This window comes from Acetobacteroides hydrogenigenes (genome assembly GCF_004340205.1).
GTDB classification, from domain to species: Bacteria; Bacteroidota; Bacteroidia; order Bacteroidales; family ZOR0009; genus Acetobacteroides; species Acetobacteroides hydrogenigenes.
In genome coordinates this window covers 118300-130515 of the sequence record NZ_SLWB01000008.1, presented here as the reverse complement: position 1 = coordinate 130515, position 12216 = coordinate 118300, and the positions used below count along the sequence as shown (strand labels likewise).

The window sequence follows — 12216 nt, the reverse complement described above, 5'->3', positions numbered from 1 at the left end:
AATATACATGAATAAAAGTTTGGATTGGTCCTCCTTATCTATACTTGAAAAATGAAAATAGCCAACCTCTTAATGAAAGAGTTGGCTATTTTGACAGAGTGGCAATTTAGACGTTGAGAAGTGCTTGGTGTGCAAGCCTAATACTTAGGAAGCGGAACGGCTCCTTTTATAATATCAATTAGATCAATTTTAAAAATTAAACCTTGGTTGGGTTCTATTGCTGGAGCACCCTTATCTCCATACGCTAGCTCGCTTGGGATGTAAAGGATAAAGGTGTCCTTGGGCTTCATTAGGAGCAAACCTTCCTGTAGTCCTGGGATGATTTGGTTGAGTGGCATATGTACGGGCTTTCCACTTTCATAGGAAGATTCCAGGGGTTTTCCATCGATAAATTTGGCCTCGAAGTTAACCACTACGGTGTCGTTGATAGATGGGGGAATACCATCTGATGGGCCACTAACGATTGTTTCGTATTGTAGGCCGCTGGCTGTTGTTTTTATATTTGGCTTTTTCCCATTTTCCTCAAAAAAGGCCTTTGTCTTTATCGCATTTTCTTTTGTTAGAACCTCAATCCTTGCCATTTCTCTCGTTTGTATTTGAGTTTGAAGCCTTGTGAGCAAGGAGTTGATGGTGGTGTCGTTGTATAGGTTAATCTTATCTCTTACGTCTTTAAACGCTTGCTGGATGAGCTCGTGGTTAAAATCTACCTTTAACCCCTCCATACTTCTGGCTAAAACAACGCCATAGGCATAGGAAGCACTGTCGAGAAAGCTGTTGAATTTTGCTTGTTGGGTTGCAGGACTGCTGTTAATTGCTGTTTGGGAAAAGCCTAAACTTGAAGAAAGCAAAATGGCTATTAAAGTGGTTGCAATATTCTTCATGGGAGTTGATTAAAGTGTTACTACCATCGATCGTTATTCTAACCATCCAGTGGGTAAAAAGTTTTAAATAAGCTGAAAAGATTCGTTTAGAGAGCTGCTTCTCTTCTTTCCTTAGATGAACCAAGGGTTAATCCACTCGCTGGAGCGCATAAGTATATCGATGTACTGGGCGCGGGTGTATGCAAAAGGATCTTTTAGGTTGACGAACGACAGCTTACCTCTAAATTCGTCGATGCTTTCGTAGCCTTTCATCTTCATCCAGGCATCTACTTCGCTAATCATGCTTTTAACATAGTCTGGCCCATTTTTGTACACGGCGCTCACCACCTGAAGGGTGTTTGCTCCAGAAAGAAGCATCTTTATGGCCTCCTCGGCGGTTACAATGCCGGTAGCAGCCGATAGCTGAGCGTTAATGCGGCTGTATAGTAATCCGCAGTAGCGAAGGGCAAGACGCGAGTCGTCGGAACGGCTAAATACGTACGACTGCTTCATGGTTTCGGCATCGATGTCAATGTCTGGCTGGTACATTCGGTTGAATAGGACGAACGCCTTTACGCCAATCTTATCCATTCGCGATATAACCTCTAGGGGGTTGCCGTAGAATGGGCTCAACTTTACAGCAATGGGAATTGTAACCTTGCTTGTAACTTCTCTTAGCACCTCCAATTGGGTGTTGATGATTTCGGCTCCTGTAACTTCGAACTTGGAAGGGGAGGAGTAGAAGTTTAGCTCGAGCCCATCGATGCCGGTGTCCTGCATGCGTATGGCCCAGTCTCCCCAAGTTGAAGGGGTAATGCAGTTGAGGCTTCCTATTACAGGGATGCTGAGGGCGCTCTTTGCTTTTTTCAGCTTATGCAAGTGACCTCTAGGACCTGCGTGGTGGAGTTCCGGAAATATGCGAACCATCTCCGGATGGCGCTCGTTGTAGGCCTCGAGGTCATTATCTAGTTCAAGGCTTTCGAGTTCAATTTGCTCTTCGAATAGAGTTTTGTAAACAACCGCGCCTGCACCTGCGTCTTCTAGCTTTTTTAGTCGGTCTACGTTATCGCTCAAGTTGCTTGCTCCAATAACGAATGGGCTTTTTAGGGATAAGCCCATGTAGCTTGTGCTTAAGTTTGCCATAGCTGTCCTTATTATAGTTTGCTCACGATATCTACTGGCTATGCTTGGATAAACCATTTCTTAAACGTATTTAATGCTTGTCTTGTTCGGAAATTGAGGCTCTTAAGCTACATTTGCGAGATTTTTTGGGCCTAGGTTTCGAATATACTTCTACAGTTCTAATTTGTTTCCCTAATGATTAATAAGCATTCTGAGTACGCTTTGACACCGCAACGAAGAGTTGTAGTAGGCGTACAGTTTCTTTTTGTGGCTTTTGGGGCAACGGTACTGGTGCCGTTGCTAGTTGGGCTCGATCCCTCGGTAGCGCTATTTACAGCAGGCTTAGGAACTTTGATCTTTCAGCTGATTACGAAAGGTAAAGTTCCTATTTTTTTGGGCAGCTCTTTCGCCTTTATTGCTCCCATACAAAAGGCAACGGCGCTTTATGGGTTGGCAGGAACCTTAAGCGGGATGGCAGCAGTTGGCATTGTTTACGGTATTGTGTCGGCGTTGATAAAGTGGAGGGGAATAGGCCTAGTTAAGCGTCTTTTCCCCTCTTCTGTGTATGGTCCCGTAATTATTCTCATTGGGGTATCGCTTGCACCTGTTGGGGTAAAGATGGCTTCGTCGAATTGGCCTATCGCCTGTATATCGTTAGTGGGCGCAATTGTCGCGCTGATGTACGGTAAGGGGATTCTTAAGCTTATTCCTGTATTTATTGGTATCATCGTAGGGTATGTCGTTTCAATTTTTACGGGTAATGTAGATTTCTCGGTAATTGTTAATGCTCCGTGGATTTCTATCCCCAAGTTTGTAACTCCCGAATTTTCGTGGGAGGCAATTCTTTACCTTATCCCGGTTGCTTTGGCGCCAATTGTAGAGCACGTTGGCGATGTGTATGCCATTAGTGCAGTAACAGGAAAGGATTTTGTGAAAGATCCTGGTCTGCATCGTACCATGCTTGGCGATGGTGTCGCATGTACAGTTGCCGGATTTGTAGGAGGGCCTCCTGCTACTACATATGCAGAGGTTACGGGTGCGATTGCTCTTACCAAGGTTTTCGACCCTCGCGTTTTGCAAATTTCTGGAATAACCGCTATCGCGTTTGCCTTTCTTGGAAAGATAAACGGTTTCCTTAAATCGATCCCCGAAGCCGTTCTAGGAGGTATTATGCTAATTCTTTTTGGAATTATTGCCACAATAGGCATAAAGACGATGATTGTAGATAAGCTCAACCTCTCGAAGTCGCGTAATCAGATAATTGTAGCACTGATTCTTACCGTAGGAATTGGTGGTGTGGCGATGAAAATTGGAGAATTTGAACTTTCTGGCATTGGCTTAGCGGCAATCGTTGGAATTGTGCTAAATTTGATTTTGCCCGACAGAGATTAGGTGAGATTTTCTCAGTATAAAAATTAGGGCTGCCACTTGGTGGCCTTTTTTGCTTTTCAAACTAAAAAGAAACGAATATGGATAGCTCGGAACAAATTATTAAGCCAAAACCTAAATTTCCAACCATTACTCAGGCATGGTATATCACGCTAATATTTTTTGTGGTTACAATTGCGGTTGCCGGTGCTTTGGCGTTGCTGATTAATGGTGGCTATAAAGATCTGCGGGAATTTTTAGGCTATACAATTCCATTAGGAGTTGTTTGTGCTGTTGTTTTGATGTTCCAGAAGCATGAGTTTGATGCAAAGTTTACAACCCTTTTCAGAAAGTTTGATCTTCAGATTATTCCGTTTTTGTTGCTCTTTGTCTTGGGTTTTGGGTATGCAAGCGATTTTATAATGAGCTTGTTTCCTATGCCGGAGTTTATGAAGAAGATTTTTGAAGAGATGCTTTCTTTTAGCGTGTTGGGTTTCCTTTTGGTTTGTGTCGCAGCTCCTTTGCTGGAGGAAATCCTGTGTAGAGGAATATTTCTGCGCTCTTTTTTGGAAAACTATTCGTCTAAAAAAGCAATTGTATGGTCGGCAATAATCTTTGCAGTTTTGCATATGAACCCTTGGCAGGCAATTCCTGCTTTTGTTGTGGGATACTTTATGGGGTGGCTTTTCTACAAAACAAAATCGTTGTTGCCATCAATCGTAGTTCACTTTTTAAATAACGTAATCGCATATATAACTGCGGGTATTGTGGGAGTCGACTTTACCTATAATAAGCTGCTTCCTTGGCAGACAAATTTGGCATTAGCCGTGCTAGGGGTGCTTCTGGCCGTGTTTAGTGTTTATAGGATTCGTAAGATTTTAGCAGTAAAAGAGGAGTTGGTATAAAAAAGAAAGGCAGCCTTGGCTGCCTTTCTTTTTAGTTCTGATATTTATCTTTGATATACTCATCTATCGATTTTGCAGCAACTCTTCCTGCTCCCATAGCCAAAATCACGGTTGCAGCTCCGGTAACAGCATCGCCGCCAGCAAATACACCTTCTCGGGTCGTTTGTCCTTTTTCATCAGCAATGATGCACTGCCACTTGTTGAGGTTAAGGCCAGGGGTAGTCGTCGAAATTAGCGGGTTGGGTGATGTGCCAAGCGACATGATTACGACGTCAGTTTTGACTTCAAACTCAGAGTTTGGAACTTCAATGGGGCGTCTACGTCCAGATGCGTCTGGCTCTCCCAGATCCATTTTAATGCATTTTATTGCTTTTACCCATCCTTTTTCGTCGCCAATAATCTCTGTTGGATTTGTGAGCAACTTGAAAACGATGCCCTCTTCCTCGGCATGGTGAACTTCCTCTACACGTGCAGGTAGTTCTGTCTTTGAGCGGCGATAAACGACTGTAACATTAGCACCTAAACGTGCTGCTGTGCGTGCTGCATCCATTGCAACATTACCTCCACCAACTACAACTACGTTGCTTCCAACAAAAATGGGGGTGTCGTATGATTCATCGTAAGCCTTCATTAGGTTGGTTCTGGTAAGAAATTCGTTGGCGGATACAACTCCGTTTAGATTTTCTCCTGGAATATCCATAAACTTTGGAAGACCAGCCCCTGAACCTACAAATACGGCATGGTACCCTTCTTCGTTTATTAGTTCATCAATAGTAACAGTTCGACCTATGACAACGTCCGTTTCAATTTTAACGCCAAGCCTTCTAACGTTATCGATCTCGGCCTTTACAACCTTTTCTTTAGGCAAGCGAAACTCAGGAATGCCATATTCTAGTACCCCTCCAGCTTTATGGAGCGCTTCAAAAATTTTGACTTCGTAGCCTATTTTGGCAAGGTCTGTAGCACAGGCTAATCCTGCAGGACCACTACCTATGATGGCAACCTTGAATCCATTTGGAGCAGCAACTTCGGCTAGATTTAGTTGGTTCTCATTGGCATAGTCTCCAATAAAGCGCTCAAGTTTGCCAATTGCAACAGGCTCCGATTTTACGCCAAGAATGCAATCGCCTTCGCATTGCGACTCTTGAGGGCAAACTCTACCACAAACGGCAGGAAGACTGCTGTCTGCTGCTATAACTTTTGCGGCATCAACAAAGTTTCCTTTGGCTATTTCCTGAATAAATGCAGGTATGTTGATTGATACTGGGCATGCTGTAACGCATTTAGGCTTTTTGCAGTTAAGGCAGCGTGTGGCTTCGAGCATTGCCTCCTCGCTGTTATAGCCATACGATACTTCCTCGAAGTTGGTTCTTCTGATGTTCGGGTCTTGTTCGCGAACAGGTATTCGTGGTATTTTATTTGCCATATTAGTATTCCTCTATTTTTCGCATTGGCAGCTTTCGTCCGATTCCTTTTCTTGCTTGCGCAACTTTTGTCCTTCTGCCGATTTATACATAATCTGACGGCGCATTGCTTCATCGAAATTAACGAGGTGTCCGTCAAATTCAGGTCCATCAACGCAGGTAAATAGGATCTTTTCACCTACAGATACGCGGCATGCTCCGCACATACCTGTTCCATCAACCATAAGAGTATTTAGCGATACTATAGTTTTGATGTTGTATTTTTTAGTGGTGAGCGATACAAACTTCATCATAATCATTGGGCCGATAGCCACAACAACGTCGTAGGCTTTCCCCTTATTTTCGATTAGATCTGTAAGAACAGTAGTGACAAGGCCTTTTGTCCCTAACGAGCCATCGTCGGTTGCAATATAAACGTTTTTGGCTATAGCGCTCATTTGCTCGTTAAGTATGATGTGTTCTTTACTTTTTGCTCCAATAATTACATCAACATCAACTCCTTGTTGATGTAGCCATTTTACCTGAGGGTATACTGGAGCCGTACCAACTCCTCCTGCAACAAACAGTATTTTCTTTGATTTTAGATCATCTAGGGTTTCTTCAACAAACTCGCTTGGCCTTCCTAAAGGGCCAACAACATCGAGGAATGCATCTCCTTCTTCTTTAGCGCAAATTAGGTTGGTTGATGCTCCAACAGTTTGTGTTACTATGGTTACGGTTCCTTCTTCTACATTGTAATCGCAAATGGTTAGAGGTATACGTTCCCCTTTTTCATGTACTCTTACTATAAGGAATTGGCCTGGTTTTGCCGCTTTTGCGATTCTTGGCGCGTAAACATCCATTAGGTAGATGTTGGGCGCTAAAAGCGTTTTTTTTGTTATTCTGAACATTGTTAGCCTGTCGGTTAATTCATATAGGTTTGGCAAAGTTAATTTTTCTGATCAATTTCTTTTTCTTTTTCCTGAGAATTCGATCTTCCTTGATTGAGTATCTAGAAATACAAGGAAAACGGAGAGTAACGTCAAAAATATTTGGTTACAAAGTAGTAGGCAAATGAAACTTTTTGAGGGGTCGAAGCCTTTATATATTAGAATTACGATTGTAAGTAAAATGCATATTACATAAGAATGTCGGTTATTACCAACGAATGGATTGGAAGGCACTCTTTAATGATGTTCGTATGAAAGATAAGGAGGTTATTCTTATTGTAGGCGAAGATGACAGCTATTTGGCAACGCTAAAAGAATCCGTACTTCAGTTTGGGTATGACTGCTATGCTGCAAATTCAAGTACCGATGGGATTCAAAAGGCATTTGAATGTTCGCCTGACCTTATTATATATCATGCGTGTCCTAATTGCTTTAAGTCATTTGCTTTCTTTAATATAGTAAAGGAGAGCTGGCTAACTTTTGATATTCCTTTTGTTGTAATATCGGAAGATGTCGATCTGGAGAATATACAGTTTGCTTTAGAAATGGGAGTTGATGGTGTCTTTGATAAGCCTCTACGTCTTTGTGATCTGCAGAGAATTATAGATGTTAGAGTGAAAAAGTATGTTAGGATGAAAAGGGAGTCGGAGCGAATTTTCCTAAAATCTTTTGATCAAGTTTCTTTTCCTATTGTCATTTACGATACCGATTTTTATATCGTAAATGCGAATAATTCATTTCGTAATATTTTTAATATAGATGGTAAATGCTTTGTTTGGGATGTGGTGGGAGTCGATAGGTCTATTTTGCAACGGCTTTCCTACAAGATTTTTGCTGGTAACGAAAGTCGCGAAGAGCTTAGCCTTCGGGTAAAGAGATGTGGTTCTTATGAGGAATACAACTTGGTGTTTTCTTCGCTAAACACGCTTTTTGCAAAGCGTTCTGCTCTTATTGTCTTTCAAAAAACTAATGTTTCTGGTCTTTTGGGTAATATAGACATACCGAATTTGATCGATATGTCAAACGATCCCGAATTAAAAAACGCTGTTTTGAATCGGGGCTCATTTTTATTGGGACAAAAATATACTTCTGATGGGATATGCTATAGAGGAGGTGTTGGTGGCGCTAACGAATTGATTTTTACTAAACGACAACTCGAAGTTTTGGAACTGTCGATACTAGGGTTGCCTATGAAACAGATTGCAGATAAGTTGTGTATATCAGAGAAAACTGTAGAAAAATATCGCGCTAGCTTAATGGAAAAAACAGGATCCAAGAATATTATTGAATTGGTGCTATTTGCTATTAAAAATAAATTTGTTCAGGTGTAGTCTATTGTATATAAAAAAGGGCAGATTTGAGAGGTCATTTTTCAAATCTGCCCTTTTTGTATGTCTCATAATTGCTAGGTTCTTTAGAACGACCAAAACGGGAAGGTTCCATTAGTAACCACTGACGTTCTACCTCCATTATAAATATCAGTTTTATATATGTCGCCAATTGCAGTGCCTAAGTTTGGTCTATTAACGAAAATAATTTGTCGGTTATCGGGTGCAAACCGTGGATATAGATCGTTGGTGCCATTCGAGGTGTTGCCTTCTCCATTCGATGTGAGATCTACAGGTGCAGAGTCGTCGGTTAGATTCTTTAGAAATATGTGCGATTGAATTTTTTGACCCGAAATGTCGATGACTCCGCTAACATCTTGGCTATATACTAGATATTTCCCGTTTGGAGAGAATGATGGAGATTCAAGCATTCCTGTAACACCCCCAATAAGTAGTTGCATGTTAGACCCGTCGTTATCCATCGTGTAGAATTCAGACTCGTATGGCATAGGGCCAACTGTGCGAACCACAATCTTCCCGGTTTCAGGACACCAGTCTACATTGGTGAACTGACGATTTGTTGGAGCTGTTGCAATTTGTCTATTGTTGGTCCCATCTGTATTTATGGCGTATAGGCGATCCATGTAGGTGTAAAGGATACTATTCCCATGGTTGTAGAATGAGTATCCATTGCCAACAGAGTATGCTGACATGTTTGGGAACGGAGATATTTTCATAACTCCGGTTCCGTCTCGAAAAATTCCAAATACGTATGGAAGGTTTTCGTGGTAGGAGGTAAAAAGTATTAGGTTTTGATTCTTGTAAGCAACGGGGGCAAATGCTGTTTTTTCGTACTTCTCAGTAACAACCTCCTCATAGCTCATGTCAGGGTCGGTTGCAATAATTTGATAGAGCCCGTTAGACGAGCTCCTCGAAAAAAAAACTGACATGTTGGGCCTTGTCATTGTTTTAAATGTCCAAGTTGTGCTAGTGTCTACAACTGCGTTGTTGTACACCGCCGCTACTTTCCATGCATATTTGGTGGAGAACTTGAGCCCTTGTACTACAAGGGCGGTATCGGAGATGTTGTTGAATACCTTTTCGATATTGCTTCCTATCTCCTTAAGCGTTACTTTGTAGGATATAGCATCGAGAGGTTCTTCGCGTTTAACTTTCCACGATATGGTTATTTTGGGCTTAATGTCTACGGCATTACTGTCGGGGATAGATCCAGTTAGGGTTACAGCCCCAATAGTTTTGGCAGATTGCTGCATTGAAATGTTTGCCGTGGTAGTTACATTTTTGCGAATTTCAATTTGAGCTGAGTAGGTTGTATAGTTGGCCTTTTCAGCGTTTACTGTTACTGTTCCTATTTTTACGTTGCTAAGCGTATACTCGCCATTATCGTTGGTAACAGCAGTAGAACTCCCAGGGTTAGTTGACACCGTTACTCCTTTTAGCGGTGTTTGTGTTTTACCATCTGTAACGATTCCTGTAATGCGTCCATATTCGCTTACTGGAAATGGATCCTTTTCGCATGATATTGCCACTGCAACGGCGAAGGATAACAGTAGTATTGCTGATAATATCTTGTTCTTTGTTCTCATGTTCTTTTACTTAAGTGGTTAAAAATTTATGTGGTAGAAAAAGCCCAACTTTGCACCCCAGTACTTGTCGTTCATATCTCCATTCTTAATTCCATCTATTTCATCGGTAAGCATGTAGCTGTACATCCCGGTGAGGTTAAGGCTGAAGTTCTTGTTGAGGCGATACTTAAAGCCCAGTTCTGCTCCAATATAGGGGTAAACGTTGGTGTTGCTACGGACATCTTTAGATTTGACTGTAATGCAAGTTCCACCCTTTAGTACAAAAATTGGAGTTCCTTTATGGTACGGGAACATAGAGAACTTTAAGTCTACAGATGCATCGAGGAATTGGTGCGAAAAGTAGTTCTTTTTATAAGAGTAGCGGTAACCAAGATTCTGTCCAAAAGAAAGAACCTTCGACAAAGTAATATCTGTATTTATGAATGCAAATGGCTGATAGTTACTGTAGGCAAAGTCTCCGTTGTACTGCTCTACTCCAGACGATGCTCCAACACTGACCTGTCCTGCAACTTGCTGAGGATTGGCTGTTGTGTTTCCAAAGACATCTATGTCGTCATTCATGGAGCTTTCTTTTGCATAGTTCACTATTGGGGAACTTAGCGTATCCTTCGCATTTTGAAGTTGCCAGTACTTTTCTTTGACACCTTCGATGACAAGCGACTGTACAGCCTTTTCTATGGCTTCGGTAATACATAGTTCCGAGGGCTCGTTGTAGGTAAAACCAGTTTCTGCTTCTAGCAGCTTAGTTAGGCTTACATAGCGGTAAACGTTCGCCTTTATTTCCTGCGACAAGATAGTCTTAGAGGTGTAAACCGTTTTTAATACGGCTCCACTTGAGGTGGATACAGCTCTTAGGTAAATGGTTACTCGGTCCATTCGATACTGGGTGTTACCCCCAATGCCGAAATAGCGAACCCCTAAACCACCCGTAAGCAAGTTGGTTTCGTAGGATATAATGCCGCCTTCTAGCAGGATTCCTGCAAATAAAAGAGGAGGAAGGTCTGTTTCTTTGCCTTCGAATTGAGCTCTACTAGACCGGATTATCTTGCGCTCGTTTAGCAGATTGTTGATGTTTTCTCGCTCGATAGGGATGAACCAGCCCGACTGCTCTAACGCACGGATAAGTATAGTTGTAGCCCCTTGCGTTACGGCAGTAGACCATGATCCTCCTGATTCCGACATTTTGTACTGCCCTGTTTGGTCTCTAAATTTATATACTGCTGCAACTACCTTCTCTTTTGGTATAGGTAGCTGGGTTAGCGTTTTTTTCATTGGTGTTTCGGGCCCTAACCTAGCACGCTCAGGCTTATAGGGCTGGCTCGTGTAGTTGGCACAGCTAGCTATAAATGCTAAGGCAGCAACTCCTGCTAATAGCCTAATTTTTGTTGTGGTTTGCATTATCTTTCGATGATAGTTAGTAATTAGGGACTGTTACTTGAGTTTGGTTCCCATTAGAATTATCGTAGATTGTTACCGTAACGCCTCCGGCTCCAGAGCCGATGTTGATGCGGTACTTACCTATGTTATACACGCCTTCTTTTAGCTTGCCTTCAGTTCCAAATTGTTTTTGAATAATGGCGTTGGATAGAGAGTAGAGGATCTGGTTGTTGAGATTGCTGGCAAAATCATCAAGATCTGACTGTGATTTCTCTTGTGCTGATGTTTCTTTTTGCTTATAGTCCGATTGAACTTGTGCAGACTGCATAAGCCAGCTGGCATTTAGAGGGCTTCCTCCAAAAGAAGGATTGACGAACGAAAACGTCAGCTGTTGGGACAATGCGCTACCTGTCCAAGAAATAAAAACAAGTAGCAATACAACTCTTAGTGCTTTCATATCTGGTCAATTTAAAATATTCCGGTTCCGGTTTGTTCCTTATTGCTCAACTCCAGCTGTATTTGGTTGTAGTTTACAATAAACTCGGCGGCAAGCTCTACAGCCTCATTGGCTGTTTCTTCTATCAAATCGCGTTTGGGCTGTAGGTAGTTGCCAAATATCTCGAAATTGTTAATCGTTACCTTTACTATGGTTGATGTTCCAAGACCAGGCGTTTCGTCGATAACTATGGTGTAATCCATGACATTGTCGGGTAGTACAAGGTTTTGGATAAACAAGTCGTAGAAGTCTTTGCCTGCTCGTGTTTTTGTTTGATCAAGAACTATCCCTCCGGCTATCTCCTCGAATGAGGTTTTACTGTTCTTTTTGCCATTTTCAATTTTACTTACTAGCTCTTCGAGTATGGCTTGTGTCTTAGCATCTTTTTTGGTAGTATCGGTTTGAGCAAGTAGAGGGGTGCTCAACACCGACAGAAACAGAAATACCGTGAATGCTATACCCTTCATATGCTAATGGTCTTTTAAATGTTTCTTTTTACTAACCTCAGGTTAAACGATTAGGTTTAAAATGAGCTCTGTTTTAACAAAATCATAGCTTTTGAACCTAAAAAACCCTGGTAGTAGTCGCTACAACCAGGGCTCAATTCTGAAATAAGACAATGATTAGTCCTATTAAGGGGATGTAGTATTAGCTTCTTCTATGGTGTTCTATAATTTTCGGAGATGCCATTATGCCTTCTCCTGCAAATTTAAAGCACCAGTATCCCTATGTCCATTTTTCTAGTTTAAAAGATCATATGAGATCCGTTTGTTCTGCTGCAAAAATATTTTTACTACTCC

At 41.8% G+C, this 12216-nt stretch carries 11 protein-coding genes; 3 read left to right on the top strand and 8 right to left on the bottom strand.

The genetic code is table 11. From position 1 onward, the window contains the following. Positions 1–137 precede the first annotated feature (137 nt). Together CLV25_RS09780 and CLV25_RS09775 are read right to left on the bottom strand one after the other, a co-directional pair. The gene (locus CLV25_RS09780) at positions 138–881 is read right to left on the bottom strand and encodes an FKBP-type peptidyl-prolyl cis-trans isomerase (RefSeq protein WP_131839467.1); all 744 of its coding nucleotides are present in this window, start codon (positions 879–881) and stop codon (positions 138–140) included. A gap of 111 nt (positions 882–992) precedes the next feature. Then, entirely contained in the window at positions 993–2003 is a 1011-nt protein-coding gene (locus CLV25_RS09775; protein WP_131839466.1) for a dihydroorotate dehydrogenase-like protein, read from the bottom strand. A gap of 174 nt (positions 2004–2177) precedes the next feature. Here CLV25_RS09775 and CLV25_RS09770 point away from each other — a divergent pair, with 174 nt between their 5' ends. Further along, positions 2178–3374, top strand: coding sequence for a uracil-xanthine permease family protein (locus CLV25_RS09770; protein WP_131839465.1), 1197 nt, complete (start codon positions 2178–2180; stop codon positions 3372–3374). A 77-nt stretch (positions 3375–3451) separates the two neighbouring features. Continuing rightward, complete coding sequence (locus CLV25_RS09765) at positions 3452–4255, top strand: CPBP family intramembrane glutamic endopeptidase (protein WP_131839464.1); 804 nt, start codon at positions 3452–3454, stop codon at positions 4253–4255. Positions 4256–4286: 31 nt separating this feature from the next. Here the strand turns inward: CLV25_RS09765 and gltA are convergent, their stop codons facing one another. Both gltA and CLV25_RS09755 read right to left on the bottom strand, forming a co-directional pair. Beyond that, positions 4287–5681 (bottom strand): NADPH-dependent glutamate synthase, encoded by a 1395-nt coding sequence (gene gltA / locus CLV25_RS09760; RefSeq protein WP_131839463.1) that lies wholly within the window; start codon positions 5679–5681, stop codon positions 4287–4289. A 12-nt stretch (positions 5682–5693) separates the two neighbouring features. Beyond that, on the bottom strand, positions 5694–6569 hold the full coding sequence (locus CLV25_RS09755) for a sulfide/dihydroorotate dehydrogenase-like FAD/NAD-binding protein (RefSeq protein ID WP_131839462.1): 876 nt from the start codon (positions 6567–6569) through the stop codon (positions 5694–5696). A 290-nt stretch (positions 6570–6859) separates the two neighbouring features. Between CLV25_RS09755 and CLV25_RS16000 the strand changes: the two genes are divergently transcribed. Further along, a complete protein-coding gene (locus tag CLV25_RS16000; RefSeq protein ID WP_207895622.1) occupies positions 6860–7939 on the top strand; it encodes a LuxR C-terminal-related transcriptional regulator in 1080 nt (359 codons plus the stop codon). 83 nt (positions 7940–8022) lie between these two features. Here the strand turns inward: CLV25_RS16000 and CLV25_RS09745 are convergent, their stop codons facing one another. The 4 genes from CLV25_RS09745 to CLV25_RS09730 all read right to left on the bottom strand — a co-directional run bounded on the left by CLV25_RS09745 (position 8023) and on the right by CLV25_RS09730 (position 11883). Next, complete coding sequence (locus tag CLV25_RS09745) at positions 8023–9543, bottom strand: carboxypeptidase regulatory-like domain-containing protein (RefSeq protein WP_131839461.1); 1521 nt, start codon at positions 9541–9543, stop codon at positions 8023–8025. Between the two features lie 18 nt (positions 9544–9561). After that, on the bottom strand, positions 9562–10815 hold the full coding sequence (locus CLV25_RS09740) for a CsgG/HfaB family protein (protein ID WP_165877055.1): 1254 nt from the start codon (positions 10813–10815) through the stop codon (positions 9562–9564). A 142-nt stretch (positions 10816–10957) separates the two neighbouring features. Continuing rightward, complete coding sequence (locus CLV25_RS09735; protein ID WP_131839459.1) at positions 10958–11377, bottom strand: curli production assembly/transport component CsgF; 420 nt, start codon at positions 11375–11377, stop codon at positions 10958–10960. A gap of 11 nt (positions 11378–11388) precedes the next feature. Further along, a complete protein-coding gene (locus CLV25_RS09730) occupies positions 11389–11883 on the bottom strand; it encodes a CsgE family curli-type amyloid fiber assembly protein (RefSeq protein WP_131839458.1) in 495 nt (164 codons plus the stop codon). Between the last annotated feature and the right edge of the window lie 333 nt (positions 11884–12216).

Excerpts from the sequence above, each read along its gene's own strand:
- CLV25_RS09765 (WP_131839464.1), top strand. The coding sequence starts at position 3,452 with ATGGATAGCTCGGAACAAATTATTAAGCCAAAACCTAAATTTCCAACC.
- CLV25_RS09740 (WP_165877055.1), bottom strand. The coding sequence starts at position 10,815 with ATGAAAAAAACGCTAACCCAGCTACCTATACCAAAAGAGAAGGTAGTT.
- gltA (WP_131839463.1), bottom strand. The coding sequence starts at position 5,681 with ATGGCAAATAAAATACCACGAATACCTGTTCGCGAACAAGACCCGAAC.
- CLV25_RS09730 (WP_131839458.1), bottom strand. The coding sequence starts at position 11,883 with ATGAAGGGTATAGCATTCACGGTATTTCTGTTTCTGTCGGTGTTGAGC.
- CLV25_RS09780 (WP_131839467.1), bottom strand. The coding sequence starts at position 881 with ATGAAGAATATTGCAACCACTTTAATAGCCATTTTGCTTTCTTCAAGT.
- CLV25_RS09755 (WP_131839462.1), bottom strand. The coding sequence starts at position 6,569 with ATGTTCAGAATAACAAAAAAAACGCTTTTAGCGCCCAACATCTACCTA.
- CLV25_RS09775 (WP_131839466.1), bottom strand. The coding sequence starts at position 2,003 with ATGGCAAACTTAAGCACAAGCTACATGGGCTTATCCCTAAAAAGCCCA.
- CLV25_RS09735 (WP_131839459.1), bottom strand. The coding sequence starts at position 11,377 with ATGAAAGCACTAAGAGTTGTATTGCTACTTGTTTTTATTTCTTGGACA.
- CLV25_RS09770 (WP_131839465.1), top strand. The coding sequence starts at position 2,178 with ATGATTAATAAGCATTCTGAGTACGCTTTGACACCGCAACGAAGAGTT.
- CLV25_RS09745 (WP_131839461.1), bottom strand. The coding sequence starts at position 9,543 with ATGAGAACAAAGAACAAGATATTATCAGCAATACTACTGTTATCCTTC.
- CLV25_RS16000 (WP_207895622.1), top strand. The coding sequence starts at position 6,860 with ATGAAAGATAAGGAGGTTATTCTTATTGTAGGCGAAGATGACAGCTAT.